Below are 16395 nucleotides of genomic sequence, written 5' to 3' on the forward strand. Positions count from 1 at the left end.
CAATCTCCTTTGCGGATTGAGGTACTGCAGTTGTGCGGACGTCCTGTCCTTGACGGTCACTTTCTCCAATGTCGCCAGCGGCCGCCGCGCTCAGAAACGCGCGGACAGGCTGAGTTTCAGGGTCCGTCCGGGTGCGGCCACCGCCGAGCGTGTGGCCGGGTCGACGTAGTACTGGTCGGTCAGGTTGGTGCCGGTCAGCTCCACGCTCAGGTTCTCGCGCAGCTTGTAGCTGGCGTAGGCGTCGAAGATCAGGGTCTTGCCCCAGGAGAACGGCACGTTGAAGTTGTAGACCAGGCGTCCGCCGCCGCTTTGGATCGAGTGCGCGCGGTACCAGTCCAGGTCGGGGTTCTCGTATTGCTTGAAGTAGGCGGCGCGCCCGCCGATCTCCAGGCGCCGGTCGAGGAAACGCCCGCCCAGCGACCAGGTCGCCGACAGTTCCGGCGCGGCCTGGGTCAACAGGTAACCGCCGACGAAACCGTAGTCCACGCAGTTCGGCACGGCCTGGCTGCCGAGCGCATAGCCATTGCTGGTGCTCAGGATGGCGGCGGTGCTTTCGTCGCAGACCTGGTTTTCCAGGCTGTAGTTCACGCCCAGGTCGGTGAACAGGCGGCCGCCGTCGTAGCGCGCCTGCAATTCGACGCCGCGGATCGTCTGCTTGTCGACGTTGTCGAACTTGAAGCGCGGATCGCGTTCGATCACGTCGCGGGTCTTGTTGACGTAGTAGGCCAGCTTGACGTCGGCGGTGGCGTCGGGCCCCAGCAACTGGCCAAGATCGTGGACGTAGGCCAGTTCCCAGTTGTAGGCATGCTCCGGCTTCAGCCCCCAGGGATTGATCGAGGCGGAGAACGCCAGCGTGCTTTCGAACATGCTCGGATAACGCAGCGTCTCGGCGTAGCGCAGATAGGCGCGGCTGTAGTCGCCGAAGTCGAGCGTGGCCGAGAAGAACGGCGTCCAGCCATGGTCCTTGCGCTTGCTCGCCTGCGCGACGTAGCTGGTGCCGACCGCGCTGGCGCGGCACAGCCCATCGACGACGTTCGCGACCCCGTCCAGCGTGCCGTTGAGGCAGGCATTGCCGGACTTGCTGTAGTTGCCGTCGGCGTCGGCTTCCCAGGGCACGCTGTGGTTCACCGTGTAGCTGGTCGGCACCGTGGCCAGCAGTTCGTTGGCGAGCTGGTCGTAGATGTCCTGGGTGATCGCGCCCAGGTCCAGCAGCATCTTGTAGACCTCCAGGCTGTCGCCGGCCATCGCCTCGCGTTGTTGCTGGGTATAGGGTTGCGTGGTGGCGTACTCCACGTTGTATCCGGTCGTCGCGCTCGCCCGTATCTGTCCGGGGTGGGCGGCAAGGAAATCGTCGTAGGCCCAGTACGACGAGTAGCGCGCGCCTGCACTCAGGCTGAGGACATCAAGCGGCCGCCACTCGACATTGAAGTTTGCCTGCCATTCCTGGCGGCGTCCGGCGCGCGGGTACATGCGCCAGCCGTCGCTGGTGCCGAAGTAGGCATCGTCCGAGCGCAGCTTCTCGCGCTGCCAGCTGCCGCCCAGGGTCAGGTCCAGCGTATCGCTGAAGCGGATCTTGTTGCTGAGGGTGATGCCGTTGCGCGTGTTGCTGGCGTTGGCCAGCGCGGTGTTCTTGAGGGTCGGGTCGTAGCCCCACTGCGGATCGCCCTGGGCGAAGTTGGGGAAGCCGCCGGCGGTGTAGGTGTCGCTGGCCGTGTCGGTACGCCATAGGTTGGCGTACAGGTCGATCCAGCGGCTGTCCTCGGGGCGCCACTTGTATTCCAGGTTGTAGGCCTTGGCGTCGACCCGGCTCAGCGGCCACTGGATCGCGCCGCGGTCTTCCGAGTTCATGATCCGCGAGGGCATGATCTCGCCGTAGTGCGAGAGGCTGTCGCGGTAGCCCAGTTGCAGCGCCTGCGCGTCGTCGATGCGCCAGGTGGCCTTGAACAGCCACGATTCCATCCGGCTGGAGGTATTGGTCACCTCGTTGCCGGGTTTCCAGTAGTTCGCCATCGAGGTGATGTAGTCCTCGGCATAGGAACTGCGTTCGTCGCTGTAGTAGCCGGTGTTGTGCTTGCCGGCGTAGTAGTTGCCGCGTTCGCGGTAGGCATAGGCGGCCAGCAGGTCGAGCCGGTCGCTCGGGCGCCAGCCCAGGGCCACCCGGTAGGCGTAGTCCTCGCCGGCGAAGACGTTGTAGCCACCGCCGCCGGTCCTGGGCGTGACCCGCAGCGTCTGGTCCGCATACGGAATGGCCGGCGTGTCCTGCGGAAAGCCTTCCACCGTGCGGTAGTCCTCGCCGGTGTGCAGGGTCGGCAGCCGCGGCGAGGTCGCATTGCTGCTGCCTTCGAGCTTGACTTCGCCGCCGAAGCGCTGGCCCGGCGCGACGACGTCGTCCACGTCCAGGGTGTCGATGACCATCGCGCCGCCGACGCCGGTGGTGACGTTGCGGGTCAGCGACGGGCCCTTGAGGATCTGGATGCCGCCGATCAGGAACGGGTCGATGTAGTTGCGGTTGCTGGCGCCGTTGTAGCCGCGCCAGACCGTCAGCGCCTGCTCGGTGCCGTCGATCGTCACCGGCACGCGGCCGGGGCCCTGGATGCCGCGGATGTTGATGTCCAGCGCGCCGCTGTTGCGGGCGTCGCCGCTGAACACGCCGGCGACGCCGTTGAGCAGGTCAGATGGAGTCGCGCCCTTGTAGCGTTCGACCTCGCTGCGGCCGATGTAGGCGGTCGACAGGTCCAGGTCGTAGACGTCGTCGTAGCCCTGCACATCGCGCGCGCTGCCGGTGGCGTCGCCGCGCGCGGCCCCGGCAACGTTCAGCGTATCGGTAACGATCGCCGGCGCGTGCTCGCCCGGCGCAGGGTCGTTGGCCGCGGCCTCCAGCGTGACCGCATTGGCGCCGGTGCGGCGCGGCACCAAGCCGCTGCCCTGCAGCAGCCGCTGCAGGGCCTGCTCGGCGCTGTAGTCGCCCTTCACCGCTGGGGCGACGAGGGCGTAGGGCTCCTGTCTGCTGTACAGCACCTGCAATCCGGTTTGGGCGGACAGCTTCACCAGCGCGTCGGGCAGCGGCTGGGCGTCCAGGTCGATGGCATAGCGTGCCGGCTGCGTGCTCGCCGCAGTGGCCGGCGATTGCGCGGATGCCGTGGTCGCGGCGCCGAGCAGGGACAGCGCGATGGTGCTGGAGAGCAAGGTACGGCAGGCAGGAAAGTGGCGCCTGCGGACGGCTACGGTGTCGGTGGACATGGAGTCGGGTATCGGGAAGAAGAAGTTGTTATGCGAACGAAAATCATTACGTTCTTCCTGATGACACGTTCCGACGCGGCCGAACTACCCAGTCGGTTTGCCGATCCCATTGCGGATCGGTGTTTTGTTTATATTCGGTTCACTTTTTCTGGCGGCTTGGCGTTGCCTGGGTCGCCGGCCGGTACACGACGGTCGCCCAGCCCAGGTGCACTGCGTCCAGCTGCAGGCTGTCCAGCAGCACCTGCAGGCTGGCATCCGGATCGGCGATGCTGAACGCACCGGAGACCGGCAGCGCGCGCACGTCGTCGCCGCGCAACTGGATGCTGCCGTGGCGGTAGCGCGAGAGTTCGCGGACCACTTGCGACAGCGGCGTGTTGTAGAAGACCAGTTGCCGCCGCCGCCACGCCGCCACCGCGAACGGATCGCGCCCGGCCTCGCGGCGCACCGCATGTCCCGCCAGCCATGCGCTTTGCCCGGCGCCGAGTACCGCGCCGGTTCCTCCTGCCGGCGGGCTGACGGCGACGCGGCCTTCGACCACGCTGACCTGCGCGCGGTCGTCGTCGAGGCGGACGTTGAATGCGGTTCCCAGCACGCGTGCGCTGCCGCCGGCGCTGTCGACGACGAAGGGCCGGCGCGGGTCGCGCACGACCTGGAAGAACGCTTCGCCGCGCAGCAGCCTGACCGAACGCGTGTCCTTGCGCATGTGCACGGCGATGGCGCTGTCGGTATTGAGCGTGACGACGCTGCCGTCCTCAAGTTGCAACTGCCGCATCGCGCCGATCCGGGTATAGGCATCGCTGCGCAGGCGATCCAGGCCGCCGCCACCGAGCCAGGTGCCGGCGCCGATCGCCAAGGCCAGCGCGGCGGCCAGTGCCTGCCAGTGCCGTCGCGCCGACCGGCGCCGCGTCGGCGCGACCGCCGTCGCCGCCGCGATTGCGTGCGAAGGCGACGGCTCGGTCTGCAGCGGATCGATGCCGAGTTCGTCGCCGACGTCGGCAGCGGGCCGCTGCAGCATGCCCAGCAGCGCGCGCGCCGCCGCCATCGCCTGCGTCCGCGCGGCGGGAGCGACGGCTAACCAGTCCCGGTAGCGCTGCAAGGCGTCGGCATCGCCGGGCGCTGCGTCCAGGCGCAGGATCCAGTGGACGGCTTGGTCGAACAGGTCGTCGTCGACGGAGGAGTTTTCGGGCATCGTCTGCCTATCCGCAAGGAATGGGGTTGTCGGCCGCGATGAAGGCAATCCGCGGGTCACTCACGAGCATGACGGGTCCAGCGCTGCCGATCCCGTAGCCGCGCGCTGGCTCAGCTGTCCCGGCCAGCCTCCCGCAGCCGGCGCCGGCAATGGGCGACCGCGACGGCGATGTGCTTTTCCACCGTGCGCGGCGAGATGCCCAGTTGCGCGGCGATCTGCGCCATGCTCAGGTTGCGGCCGCGGAACAGCACGAAGACCCGCCGGGCCTGGTCGGGCAGGTCGCGGATCGCTTGCAGCAGCACAGCGTATTCCTGCTGGCCCAGGGTCGCGTCGTAGGGCGATGGGCCCGCGCTGGGAACGTCTTCCGCCGCGTTCGCAGGGGCCAGAAAGCGGCCGCGCGATGCGGCCAGCCGTTGCCGGTCCAGCGCCACATTGTCGACCACGCGGCGCAGGTAGGTGACCGGATCGCGGACGCCATGGGTGCCGGCGGCGTCGCCACCGGCCGGGCGCGATGCCAGGCGGATCCAGGCGTCGTGCACGATGTCGCCCGCGGCGCCGGCGTACTTGCGCGTTGCATAGCGGTGCAGTTCCGCGTAGCTGCTTTCCAGTTCGTCCGCCAGCGAGGCAGGCGTGGCGGGAGAGGGAGGAGTGGACATGGCATCCGTCCAGGACCACGGAAGAGGTGTGTGAGTTTAGTGAGGATGAGATTTATTCTCAATTAAGCCGGCTTTGGTGAGCGCCTGCCGCCGCCGCATGGCGCTGGATGCGCCGCCATGCGGATGCCGAAGGCCGCTGCGCGCCTCGCTGCGCCGCTGCGCCGCGCGCGGCCACTGTTTTGCCCGCGCACGTAGCCGCCAGCGGCGCGACGGGCAGGCCGGTACATGCGGTCGCTCGGGAAAAAGCGCTTGAGGATCATGCTGTTAAGCCGGCACGCGACGGGCGGGTGGCAAACCGGCGGCGCATTGCCCGGCAGATGCCGGGACGCGCGGTCGCTTGCGGTCGCGGCTGGGGCTGGTATCGTGCGCCGCCCCGACTTCAATCGACGGCGAGACCTGAGCGATGCGCGGCACTCTCTACATCGTTGCGGCGCCATCCGGCGCCGGCAAGAGCAGCATCGTCAACGCCACCCTGGCGCGCGATCCGCAGATCGCCCTGTCGATCTCCTTCACCTCGCGCGCGCCGCGGCCGGGCGAGCGCCATGCCGAGCACTACCACTTCGTGTCCGCCGATGCGTTCCAGGGCATGATCGATGCCGGCGATTTCTTCGAATACGCCCGCGTCCACGGCGACTGGAAGGGCACCGCACGGCAATCGGTGGAGCCGCAGCTGGCCGCCGGCCACGACGTGCTGCTGGAGATCGACTGGCAGGGCGCGCGCCAGGTGCGGGCCAAGGTGCCCGATGCGGTCAGCGTGTTCATCCTGCCGCCGTCGCGGGCGGCGCTGGAGCAGCGCATGCGCAAGCGCGGCCAGGACAGCGAGGCGGTGATCGCGCAGCGGCTGGCCGCGGCGCGCGAGGAGATGTCGCACTACGCCGACTTCGACTACGTGATCGTCAACGAGGACTTCGACACCGCGGTGGACGAGATGTGCGCGATCTTCGTCGCCAGCCGCCTGCGGCGCCTGCCGCAGCAGCAGCGCCACGCCGACTTGATCGCGGCGCTGCTCGATCAGGATCAGGCAACTGGCTGATTCCAAAGGAAACTGAACGGCGGTTGCTTGATTTCGGCCGGTTCGCACCCTACACTCGGCGCCCTTTCCCTCATTCGAGCGCGCGGCCGTCACTGGCCCGCCGGGAGTCCGCATGGCCCGCATCACCGTAGAAGATTGCCTGGAAGTCGTTAACAACCGTTTCGAGCTGGTCATGATGGCGTCCAAGCGCGCGCGCCAGCTGGCCAACGGCGTGCAGGCCACCCTCGACAACACCGAATCGGCCGACAAGCCGACGGTGCTGGCGCTGCGCGAGATCGCCGCGCGCAAGATCGACAATGCGCTGATCGACGAAGTCGAGAAGTCCGAACGCGAGCGCGCCGAGCGCGAAGCGCTGGAGTGGGCAGCGGCCGAGGTCGTCGCCGACGAGGACATGTCCAAGAACGACGACTGATCTCGTCCACGTAAGGCCATGCTTCGCCGAACAGCCCGCGCATCTGCGGGCTGTTTTGTTTTGCGGGTTTGCCGTCCTTGCGCCGCTGGCATAGTCTTCGCGCATGAACCCAGGCCCTTCCGCCCAGGTCGCCACCGCCGCGCCGTCGCCGGCCAGCGAGGCGATCCCCGACTACGTCCTGCAACTCGAGCGCAGCGCCAGCTATCTGCCGGCCGAGCAGATCCCGCTGCTGCGGCGCGCGTGGCAAGTGGGCGCGGCCGCGCATGCCGGGCAGACCCGCAAGTCCGGCGAGCCCTACATCACCCATCCGGTGGCGGTGGCCGGCGTGCTGGCCGAGCTCGGCCTGGACGTGGAGGCGCTGATCGCCGCGATCCTGCACGACACCATCGAAGACACGCCGCTGACCCGCGCCGAGCTGGCCGCCGAATTCGGCGAGGCGGTGGCCGAACTGGTCGATGGCGTCACCAAGCTGGACAAGCTGAAGTTCCGCGACCGCCAGGAAGCGGCGGCCGAGAGCTTCCGCAAGATGCTGCTGGCGATGTCGCGCGACCTGCGCGTGATCATGATCAAGCTCGCCGACCGCCTGCACAACATGCGCACGCTCGGCGCGCAGAGCGCCGAGGCGCGCAGCCGCATCGCCCGCGAGACGCTGGAGATCTACGCGCCGATCGCCCAGCGCCTGGGCATGAGCCTGATGAAGTCCGAGCTGCAGAACCTCGGCTTCCGCGCGCTGCATCCGTGGCGCCACGCGATCATCGAAAAGCACATCCGCAGCCAGCCGGTGGTACGCCGCGAAGCGATGGCGCAGGTGGAGGTGCAGCTGTCGCAGCGGCTGGCCAAGGAGGGGCTGGAGCACCGCCTGGTCAGCCGGATCAAGACCCCGTGGAGCATCTACAACAAGATGCGCGACGAGAACAAATCCTTCGACCAGGTGATGGACGTGTTCGGCTTCCGCCTGGTGGTGCGCGGGGTGCCGGACTGCTACCACGCGCTGGGCGCGGTGCACGCCACGTTCAAGCCGCTGGACGCGCGCTTCCGCGATTTCATCGCCATTCCCAAGGCCAACGGCTACCAGTCGCTGCACACGGTGCTGTTCGGCCCCTACGGCTCGCCGATCGAGGTGCAGATCCGCACCGAGGAAATGGACCTGATCGCCGAGCGCGGCGTGGCCGCGCACTGGACCTACAAGTTCGGCGGCGATTCGCCCAACAGCGCGCAGAGCCGCGCGCATGCGTGGATCGTGGAGCTGATCGAATCGCAGCGCGCCGCCGGTTCGTCGCTGGAATTCCTGGACAACGTCAAGGTCGACCTGTTCCCGGACGAGGTCTACCTGTTCACGCCGAAGGGCAAGATCCTGGCGCTGCCGCGCAATTCCACCGCGCTGGATTTCGCCTATGCGGTGCATACCGACGTCGGCAACCGCGCGGTGGCCTCGCGGGTGGACAAGAAGCTGGTGCCGCTGCGCACCAAGCTGGTCAGCGGGCAGACCGTGGAAGTGATCACCGCGCGTTCGGCCACACCCAAGCCGCAGTGGCTGGAGTTCGTGGTCAGCAGCAAGGCGCGCACCGCGATCCGCCACCAGCTCAAGCAGCTCGAGCACGAGGATGCGGTGCAGCTCGGCCACCGCATGCTCGACCGCGCGCTGGAGGCGATGGACAGTTCGCTGGAGCGGCTGCCGAAGGGGCGCCTGGACGCCTTCCTCAGCGAGCACCGCTATCCGCGCCTGGAGGCGCTGCTGGCCGACATCGCGCTGGGCAACTGGATGCCGAACCAGGCCGCGCAGGCGCTGATGGCCTATGCGGAACTGCGCGGCGGCGGCCACTCCAAGCATTCGCAGGAAAAGATCCTGATCAACGGCACCGAGCGCGGCGTGGTCAGCTTCGCCAACTGCTGCCAGCCGATCCCCGGCGACGAGATCATGGGCTACCACACCGCCGGCAAGGGCATTGTCGTGCACCGGCTGGATTGCCCGAACCTGGCCGAACTGCGCAAGTCGCCCGAACGCTGGGTGCCGATCGGCTGGGACACCAGCGTCATCGGCGACTACGACACCGCGCTGGTGGTGGACGTGGAGAACCGCACCGGCGTGCTGGCGCAGCTGGCCGCGGCGATCGCGCAGAGCCAGTCCAACATCGAGCGCGTGGACTACCTGGACCGCGACTTCAACGCCGCGGTGCTGCGCTTCAACATCCAGGTGCGCGACCGCAACCACCTGGCCGAGGTGATGCGCCGGCTGCGGCGGCTGACGGCGGTGCAGAGTGTGCGCCGGCAGTGAGGCCGGGATTGGGGATTGGGGATTGGGGATTGGGGATTTTCGCGAGTGCGCGGCAGGTGTGCTTTTTGTGGGAAGGGCTTCAGCCCCGACGCGTTACCGGTGAAGCGCCGGGGTTGAAGCCCCGCCTGCAAAGAGCGTCGGGCGTTAGCTGCCCAGGTGCTGTTCGCTTCCGCGTCCATGTGGCGCTTTCCCCCTCGCATCGCCCGACAGCGATTAGTAACCGGGCAGCATCCCGATTCCCGACTAAAATACTTCCCCCTTCTTCCGTTCGGAGCCACGCCATGTCCCGCCAGATCATCCACACCGAGCAGGCGCCGGCCGCGATCGGTCCGTATTCGCAGGCGGTGCGCGCCGGCAACACGGTGTATTTCTCCGGGCAGATTCCGCTGGATCCGGCCACCGGCGAGGTCGTGCCCGGCGATGTCGGCGCGCAGGCGCGGCGCGCCTTCGACAATCTCAAGGCGGTGGCCGCGGCGGCCGGCGGTTCGCTCGACCGGATCGTGCGCCTGGGCCTGTACCTGACCGATCTTTCCCAGTTCGCCCAGGTCAATGCGGTGATGCAGGACTATTTCCAGGCGCCGTTCCCCGCGCGTTCCACCGTCGAAGTGTCCGCTCTGCCGAAAGGCGTCGGCTTCGAGGTCGATGCGGTGATGGTGCTCGACTGACCGTCGCCCGTGCCGCGCGTGCAGGTTCCGGCGCCGGCGCTGTCGGCGGCAGGCGAGGCGCCGTTGTCGGCGCTGCCGGGCGTCGGCCCGAAGCTCGCCGAGAAGTTCGCCGCGCGCGGCCTGCTGACCCTGCAGGACCTGTGGCTGCACCTGCCGCTGCGCTATGAGGACCGCACCCGGCTGACCCCGGTGGCGGCGCTGCAGCCGGGCATCCCGGCGCAGGTCGAAGTGCGGGTGGAGGCGGTGGATCGCGGTTTCCGCTACCGGCCGATGCTGCGCGTGGCGGTGGCCGACGACTCGCGCGGCACGCTGGTGCTGCGCTTCTTCCAGTTCCGCGCTGCGCAGGTGGCGCAGTTCGCAGTGGGCGCGCGGCTGCGCGCGTTCGGCACGCCCAAGCCGGGCCAGCACGGCCTGGAGATCGTGCACCCGAGTTACCAGATCCTCGGTGGCGATGACATCGCAGGCCTGGACGACAGCCTGGACCCGGTGTATCCGGCGGTCGAGGGCATCGGCCCGGCGACGCTGCGCAAGCTGATCGGGCAGGCGCTGGACCGGCTGCCCGACGAAGCGTCGCTGGAGTTGTTGCCGGCCGCGATGCTGGCCGAGCTGGGCCTGCCGTCGCTGCGCAGCGCGCTGCTGATCGCGCACCGGCCGCCGCCGCAGGCCGACCTGGGTGCGCTCGCCGCCGGCCTGCATCCGGCGCAGCAGCGGCTGGCGCTGGAAGAGCTGCTTGCCCACCACCTGAGCCTGCGCCGTCAGCGCATCGCGCTGCAGCGGCAGCGTTCGCCGTCGCTGCGCGGGCGCGGCCTGCTGGCCAAACGCCTGCAGCAGTCGTTGCCGTTCCAGCTCACCGGTGCGCAGCAGCGGGTGTTCGCGCAGATCCGCGCCGACCTGGAAAAGCCCTCGCCGATGCTGCGCCTGGTGCAGGGCGACGTCGGCAGCGGCAAGACCGTGGTCGCGGCGCTGGCGGCGATGCTGGCGGTGGACAAGGGCAAGCAGGCGGCGCTGGCGGCGCCGACCGAGCTGCTCGCCGAGCAGCACCTGGCGAACCTGCGCGCCTGGCTGGAGCCGCTGGGCATCCGCGTCGCCTGGCTGGCCGGCAAGGTCACCGGCAAGGCGCGCGCCGCGGTGCTGGCGCAGATCGCCTCGGGCGAGGCGCAAGTCGTGGTCGGCACGCATGCGCTGATGCAGGCCGCAGTGGCCTTCCACGACCTGGCCCTGGCCATCGTCGACGAGCAGCACCGCTTCGGCGTGCACCAGCGCCTGGCGCTGCGCGACAAGGGCGCCAGCGGTGCCGGCGTGCCGCACCAGCTGGTGATGACCGCCACCCCGATCCCGCGCACCCTGGCGATGGCCGCCTATGCCGACCTGGACGTGTCGGCGATCGACGAACTGCCGCCCGGGCGCACCCCGGTGCAGACCATCGTGCTCAGTGCTGAGCGCCGCCCGGAGCTGGTCCAGCGCATCCGCGTGGCCTGCGCCGAAGGCCGCCAGGCGTACTGGGTGTGCACCCTGATCGACGAAACCGAGGAAGGCGACAAGCCCGCGCCGGGGCCGGGCGCCGGGGCCGGCAACCGCATCGACGCCAGCGCCGCGCAGGCCACGTTCGAGGCCTTGTCGGCGCAGTTGCCGGAACTGAAAGTGGGCCTGGTGCACGGACGCATGAAGGGCGCCGAGAAGCAGGCGGCGATGCGCGCGTTCAAGCAGGGCGAGATCGACCTGTTGGTCGCCACCACGGTCATCGAGGTCGGCGTCGACGTGCCCAACGCCTCGCTGATGATCATCGAGAACGCCGAGCGCCTGGGCCTGGCGCAGCTGCACCAGCTGCGCGGCCGGGTCGGACGCGGCGCGGCCGCGTCGAGCTGCGTGTTGATGTACCAGGCGCCGCTGTCGGCGATGGCGCGGCAGCGGCTGCAGACCATGCGCCAGACCAGCGACGGCTTCGTCATCGCCGAGAAGGACCTGGAACTGCGCGGCCCCGGCGAACTGCTCGGCACCCGCCAGACCGGCCTGGCCGTCTTCCGCGTCGCCGACCTGGCGCGCGACGCCGGCCTGCTGCCGCGGGTGCACGCGCTGGCCGAACGCCTGCTGGCCGAGTCGCCGGGGCTGGCCGACCGCATCGTCGCGCGCTGGGTGGGCGGGGCGGCGCGGTTTGCGGCGGCGTAGCCGTTTGACGGCGGGGATTGGGGGATTGGGGATTGGGGATTCGTAAAAGCCGTTCTCTGCTGATCTCCGATCCCGGCTTTCCACGGCCACGTTGCAGTGCCAGACTCGGTGGCCGAACGGACCAATGAAGAATCACGCATGAGCGACAAGATTCCCCTGCTGATCGATACCGATCCCGGCGTGGACGATGCCCTGGCCCTGCTGATGGCCTTCGCCGACGACCGCCACGACGTGGTCGGCCTGACCATCGCCGCCGGCAACGTCGGCCTGCAGCACACCGTGCGCAATGCGTTGAAGCTGTGCGAAGTCGCCGGGCGCGAGGAGGTGCCGGTGTTCGCCGGCTGCGCCGATCCGTTGCTGCATCCGGCGGTGGACGCCGCCCACGTGCACGGCCTGGACGGCTTCGGCGATGTCGGCCTGGCGCCGGCGGCGCGCGCCGCGCAGAGCGAGCACGCGGCGCTGGCGATCCTGCGCCTGTCGCACCAGTACGCCGGCGCGCTGCTGCTGGTCGCGCTCGGGCCGTTGACCAACATCGCGCTGGCGCTGAAGCTGGATCCGACCCTGCCGCAGCGGGTGCGCCGCTTCGTGGTGATGGGCGGGGCGATCACCTGCCATGGCAACATCACCGCGGCGGCCGAGTTCAATATCGCCTTCGACCCGGAGGCGGCGCACATCGTGTTTTCCGGGTTCCCGCACATCGAGGTCGCCGACTGGGAGGCCACCGTCGCGCATGGCCTGCCGCACCGCGACGTGGAGCAGTGGCTGGCCGCGGACGCGGACACGGCGCGCTTCTACGATGCGATCTCGCGCAAGACCCGGCTGTGGTCGGAGGATTCGCGCGGTGAGCACTGGTATGCCGCCGACGCGCTGGCGATGGCCTGGGCGCTGCAGCCCGAGGGCGCGCTGGAGGTGCAGTCGCGGCCGCTGCAGGTCGAGCTGGCCGGGGTCCACAGCCGCGGCGCCACCCTGGTGGACTGGAATCGCCAGCTCGGCCTGGCCGACAACGCGGCCATGCTGATCCGCTACGACCGGGCGCGTTTTCAGGCGCTGGCGCGCGCGGCGGTCGGCGCCGGCTGAGCCGCCGCGCGGCGGCCATCCGGGCACGGGCGGCCGCGGCTGGAGCGCTGCGCCCGCGTTCCGCACCCCGGTGGTGTGGATTTCGCGCAAGTTGTCCTTGCGCGAAGGCTGGGGGAGTTGCTATAGTTTCCCTCTTGTCCAGCAGCCCCCTACGGTGCGAGCCCATGAAGGCCGACATCCATCCCAAGTACCACAACGTCGTGTTCCACGACGTCACCTCCGATTTCAAGATCCTGACCCGTTCGACCATGTCCTCGAAGGACAAGGTCAAGTGGGAGGACGGCGAAGAATATCCGCTGGTCAAGGTCGAAATTTCCTCGGCTTCGCACCCGTTCTATACGGGCAAGCACAAGGTCATCGACACCAGCGGCCGCATCGACAAGTTCCAGAAGCGCTACGCGCGCTGATCGAGCGGTCGAAGTGGTAAAGAAGGCCGCGCCGCCCTGCGCGGCCTTCTTTATTTTGGCGTCCCCGATGCATCGATTCCCGGCAGATGGCTGTCGGCACGGATTCTCCCGTCCTGGCGGCGGCGAGGATGCAACGCTGTGTCGCCGCCACGCCCGCGCTCTGCGACTGCAGTACGAGCGACTACTCAAATGTTGCTGTGCAATAATGCTGCGATCCGTGGTAATTGCCGTGGACTTCCTTCACGCGTCTGTTCGCAAAGCACGGGCAGGCGCCTTCCACTGAGGAGCGCACACTGTGTCCGATCTTGATCAGGTCACGCTGAATGCCGGCGACAAGTCGGTCGTTCTGCCGGTACTCAAACCCACCTTGGGCAACGATTGCGTCGACATCGCCAAGTTGACCAAAGAAACCGGTCTGTTCACCTACGACTCGGGCTTCACCGCGACCGCCAGCTGCAAGTCGGCGATCACCTACATCGATGGCGACAACGGCGTGCTGCTGTACCGCGGCTACCCGATCGAGCAGCTGGCCGAGAAGTCCAACTTCCTGGAAGTGGCCTACCTGCTGATGAACGGCGAGCTGCCCACCGCCGATGAATTCAAGAAGTTCGACCACGAAGTGACGCATCACACGATGATGCACGAGTCGCTGAAGAACTTCCTCGGCGGCTTCCGCCACGACGCGCACCCGATGGCGATGATGGCCGGCACCGTGGCCTCGCTGTCGGCGTTCTACCACGACACGCTGGACCTCAACGATCCGGAGCAGCGGCGCCTGGCCGCGATCCGCCTGATCGCCAAGGTGCCGACGATCGCCGCCGCGGCGCACCGCTATTCGATCGGCTGGCCGATCCGCTACCCGCGCAACAACCTCGGCTACGTCGAGCGCTTCCTGCACATGATGTTCGAGGTGCCGAGCGAGCAGCTGGAGATGAACCCGGTCGTGGCCAAGGCGCTGGACCTGCTGTTCATCCTGCATGCCGACCACGAGCAGAATGCCTCGACCTCGACCGTGCGCCTGGTCGGTTCCACCGGCGCCAATCCCTACGCCTCGGTCGCCGCCGGCATCACCGCGCTGTGGGGTCCGGCGCACGGCGGCGCCAACGAAGCCGTGCTGAAGATGCTGGAGGAGATCGGCACCGCCGACAACGTCGAGAGCGCCGTGGCCAAGGCCAAGGACAAGAACTCGAGCTTCCGCCTGATGGGCTTCGGCCACCGCGTCTACAAGAACTTCGATCCGCGCGCCAAGATCATCCGCGAGATGACCTACAAGGTGCTGGGCGAACTGGGCGTCAACGATCCGCTGCTGGAAGTGGCGCTGAAGCTGGAAGAGGCCGCGCTGAAGGACGACTACTTCGTGCAGCGCAAGCTGTACCCGAACGTGGACTTCTACTCGGGCCTGATCTACAAGGCGCTGAACATTCCGGTGGAGATGTTCACCGTGATGTTCGCCATCGCCCGCACCGCCGGCTGGGTGTCGCATTGGCTGGAGCAGCAGGTCGATCCGGAACTGAAGATCGGCCGCCCGCGCCAGATCTACACCGGCTACGACAAGCGCGACTACAAGGGCGACGGCCAGCGTTGATCGTGCTGCCGTCGGTTCGTCGCGAGAACGCCCCGCTGTGCGGGGCGTTTTTTATGGGGCGCGAACCGGGGTGCGGCGGTTGGGCGCCGCTCGTCGCGACTGAAGTCGCTCCCACAGAAGTCGTTGCTGCAAGGGACGGCATCGTCCGCGACAGGAGCGGATCGAGCTGCCTACGACTCGGTCGGCGCCGCGATCTGCGCCACCAGCGCATGGCTGTCGGCGTCGTGCATGCGTGCCGCGCCGTCGAGATCGAGCAGGTAGTAGTGGCCGCGGTCGGCGCACAGGCGGCGGATCGGCTTCATGTAGCGCGGCTCGTTTTCCAGCGCTGCGGCGACGCGCGCAAGGCGATCGGGCAGGGCGGCGGCGCGGCGTTCGACCTCGGCCTGCATCTGCGCAATCGACAGCACCACCAGCTGCGGATGCGCGCGCAGCCAGGCTGAATTGAGTGCGATCAGGTCTTCCGCTTGCGCCAGCGCGTAGAAGGCCTCGCTGTGCCGGTCGAGCGCGTCGCGCGCCGGATTGTCGCCGAAGTAGTCGCCGTCCATGAACGCCTGCAGCGTGGCGTCGTCCATCTGCTCCAAGCGCCGCATGCCGCGGCGCCCGCCCGCGCCCGACCTGGTCGAGCACCGCCGGATCGGCATTGCAGTTGTAGACGAACTGGGCGAAGCCGCCGTTTTCCACCTGCGCCACGTAGAAGTCGACGTAGTAGCTGCACATCGCATCGCTGGCGATGTCGTCCGGACGCAGCCACTGCTCGAGCTGGGCATCGATGCAACTGATGTTGGACTGGATCGGCGCGTACGCCTCGTCGCTGTCGAAGCTGCTGCGCGAGACGACGATGGCATCGGACGGAATGGCGGGCATGCAGCGGGTCCGTTGGCGGCGGGTAGTGAATCGGTGCGCCGCGCGTAGCGCGAAGGCGCTCAGCGGCGCTGCTGGTAGTCGGCGATGTCCTGTTCGGTCAGCAGCTGCCGCAGCTGGCTTTCCGAGGCGCGCCGCATCGGCTTCTCGTCGATCTGCGACAGCGGCGCCTGGCGCAGCGCATCGTAGGGCAGCACGGTCAGGTCGAAGGTCAGCTCTTCGGCGGCGAACAGCCACACCGGGAACTCCTCGCTGCGTTCGCGGTCCAGGCGCAGCCGGCGCGTGCGCGATTCGGCCGGGATCCGGTGTTCCTCGAGGAAGCGCGCCACCGCGTCGGCGTCGTCGCTGTGCAGGTGCAACTGCACCGGGCTGTTGGCATCGGCGGTGCCGTCGTGCACCGCGCCGACCAGGCGCGGCGCGAAGCCATGCAGGAAGTCCATCGCGCGCAACGCGGCCTCGCGGCGCAGGCGCAGGCCGCCGGCGTGGTCGGGTCCGGCGAACAGGCGCTGGTATTCGCGCAGCGCATCCTCGATCTCGCGGTTGCGCGGCAGCGAGGCGTCGTCGTGGATGCCGAGCCGGTCTGCGGCCTTGAGCTTGGCCTGGTGGAAGTCGCGGATGCCGCCTTCGGCCATCAGCCGGGCGGCTTCGTGGGCCAGCCGGCGGCGGCGTTCGTGCGTGCGGGTCTGGGCATGTTGCCGAGCGTGGTGCATGGGGCCGCCTCCCTCAAAGCCTGCCCCGACTGTACAACAGCGCCGTGAGGCCGGCATGCAGCGCGGTTTCACGCGCACCGTAGAAACCGCGCCGGCGCAGCATTGGCGCCAGTGGCGAT

Annotated in this window: 13 protein-coding genes and 1 pseudogene; 8 read left to right on the top strand and 6 right to left on the bottom strand. The window is 68.5% G+C overall.

The features are described 5' to 3' along the window. Positions 1–90: 90 nt before the first annotated feature. The 3 genes from FZ025_RS13180 to FZ025_RS13190 all read right to left on the bottom strand — a co-directional run bounded on the left by FZ025_RS13180 (position 91) and on the right by FZ025_RS13190 (position 5085). Positions 91–3240 carry a TonB-dependent receptor gene (locus FZ025_RS13180; protein WP_046981348.1) on the bottom strand — a complete coding sequence of 1050 codons (3150 nt, stop codon included), beginning with the start codon at positions 3238–3240 and terminating at the stop codon, positions 91–93. 139 nt (positions 3241–3379) lie between these two features. Next, positions 3380–4429 (bottom strand): FecR family protein, encoded by a 1050-nt coding sequence (locus tag FZ025_RS13185; RefSeq protein ID WP_104558181.1) that lies wholly within the window; start codon positions 4427–4429, stop codon positions 3380–3382. A gap of 110 nt (positions 4430–4539) precedes the next feature. Continuing rightward, a complete protein-coding gene (locus tag FZ025_RS13190) occupies positions 4540–5085 on the bottom strand; it encodes an RNA polymerase sigma factor (protein WP_046980814.1) in 546 nt (181 codons plus the stop codon). Between the two features lie 403 nt (positions 5086–5488). Between FZ025_RS13190 and gmk the strand changes: the two genes are divergently transcribed. From gmk to FZ025_RS13230, 8 genes are all read left to right on the top strand, one after another. Further along, the gene (gmk, locus tag FZ025_RS13195; protein WP_046980815.1) at positions 5489–6118 is read left to right on the top strand and encodes a guanylate kinase; all 630 of its coding nucleotides are present in this window, start codon (positions 5489–5491) and stop codon (positions 6116–6118) included. Positions 6119–6230: 112 nt separating this feature from the next. Next, a complete protein-coding gene (gene rpoZ, locus FZ025_RS13200; RefSeq protein WP_003470812.1) occupies positions 6231–6530 on the top strand; it encodes a DNA-directed RNA polymerase subunit omega in 300 nt (99 codons plus the stop codon). Between the two features lie 103 nt (positions 6531–6633). Further along, a complete protein-coding gene (locus tag FZ025_RS13205; protein WP_104558183.1) occupies positions 6634–8805 on the top strand; it encodes a RelA/SpoT family protein in 2172 nt (723 codons plus the stop codon). A 281-nt stretch (positions 8806–9086) separates the two neighbouring features. Next, positions 9087–9470: a RidA family protein gene (locus tag FZ025_RS13210; protein WP_046980890.1), complete on the top strand. Its 384-nt coding sequence runs from the start codon at positions 9087–9089 to the stop codon at positions 9468–9470. Positions 9471–9479: 9 nt separating this feature from the next. Further along, complete coding sequence (gene recG / locus FZ025_RS13215; RefSeq protein ID WP_104558185.1) at positions 9480–11636, top strand: ATP-dependent DNA helicase RecG; 2157 nt, start codon at positions 9480–9482, stop codon at positions 11634–11636. Positions 11637–11774: 138 nt separating this feature from the next. Then, the gene (locus tag FZ025_RS13220) at positions 11775–12713 is read left to right on the top strand and encodes a nucleoside hydrolase (protein WP_104558187.1); all 939 of its coding nucleotides are present in this window, start codon (positions 11775–11777) and stop codon (positions 12711–12713) included. A 164-nt stretch (positions 12714–12877) separates the two neighbouring features. Then, positions 12878–13120, top strand: a complete 243-nt coding sequence (locus FZ025_RS13225; protein WP_046977672.1) for a type B 50S ribosomal protein L31 — start codon at positions 12878–12880, stop codon at positions 13118–13120. Positions 13121–13415: 295 nt separating this feature from the next. Continuing rightward, a complete protein-coding gene (locus tag FZ025_RS13230) occupies positions 13416–14705 on the top strand; it encodes a citrate synthase (protein WP_046977671.1) in 1290 nt (429 codons plus the stop codon). 170 nt (positions 14706–14875) lie between these two features. Here the strand turns inward: FZ025_RS13230 and FZ025_RS13235 are convergent, their stop codons facing one another. From FZ025_RS13235 to FZ025_RS13245, 3 genes and pseudogenes are all read right to left on the bottom strand, one after another. Continuing rightward, positions 14876–15277 (bottom strand): hypothetical protein, encoded by a 402-nt coding sequence (locus tag FZ025_RS13235; protein ID WP_146093510.1) that lies wholly within the window; start codon positions 15275–15277, stop codon positions 14876–14878. Positions 15278–15377: 100 nt separating this feature from the next. Next, positions 15378–15569: pseudogene (locus tag FZ025_RS22935) on the bottom strand (hypothetical protein); the annotation flags it as partial. A 59-nt stretch (positions 15570–15628) separates the two neighbouring features. Beyond that, the gene (locus FZ025_RS13245; protein WP_046977670.1) at positions 15629–16276 is read right to left on the bottom strand and encodes a hypothetical protein; all 648 of its coding nucleotides are present in this window, start codon (positions 16274–16276) and stop codon (positions 15629–15631) included. Between the last annotated feature and the right edge of the window lie 119 nt (positions 16277–16395).

Source organism: Xanthomonas hyacinthi (assembly GCF_009769165.1).
Classification (GTDB): domain Bacteria; phylum Pseudomonadota; class Gammaproteobacteria; order Xanthomonadales; family Xanthomonadaceae; genus Xanthomonas_A; species Xanthomonas_A hyacinthi.

Bases quoted from the DNA above. Each gene is read 5' to 3' on its own strand.
- FZ025_RS13180 (WP_046981348.1), bottom strand. From the start codon at position 3,240: ATGTCCACCGACACCGTAGCCGTCCGCAGGCGCCACTTTCCTGCCTGC.
- FZ025_RS13185 (WP_104558181.1), bottom strand. From the start codon at position 4,429: ATGCCCGAAAACTCCTCCGTCGACGACGACCTGTTCGACCAAGCCGTC.
- FZ025_RS13190 (WP_046980814.1), bottom strand. From the start codon at position 5,085: ATGTCCACTCCTCCCTCTCCCGCCACGCCTGCCTCGCTGGCGGACGAA.
- gmk (WP_046980815.1), top strand. From the start codon at position 5,489: ATGCGCGGCACTCTCTACATCGTTGCGGCGCCATCCGGCGCCGGCAAG.
- rpoZ (WP_003470812.1), top strand. From the start codon at position 6,231: ATGGCCCGCATCACCGTAGAAGATTGCCTGGAAGTCGTTAACAACCGT.
- FZ025_RS13205 (WP_104558183.1), top strand. From the start codon at position 6,634: ATGAACCCAGGCCCTTCCGCCCAGGTCGCCACCGCCGCGCCGTCGCCG.
- FZ025_RS13210 (WP_046980890.1), top strand. From the start codon at position 9,087: ATGTCCCGCCAGATCATCCACACCGAGCAGGCGCCGGCCGCGATCGGT.
- FZ025_RS13220 (WP_104558187.1), top strand. From the start codon at position 11,775: ATGAGCGACAAGATTCCCCTGCTGATCGATACCGATCCCGGCGTGGAC.
- FZ025_RS13225 (WP_046977672.1), top strand. From the start codon at position 12,878: ATGAAGGCCGACATCCATCCCAAGTACCACAACGTCGTGTTCCACGAC.
- FZ025_RS13235 (WP_146093510.1), bottom strand. From the start codon at position 15,277: ATGGACGACGCCACGCTGCAGGCGTTCATGGACGGCGACTACTTCGGC.
- FZ025_RS13245 (WP_046977670.1), bottom strand. From the start codon at position 16,276: ATGCACCACGCTCGGCAACATGCCCAGACCCGCACGCACGAACGCCGC.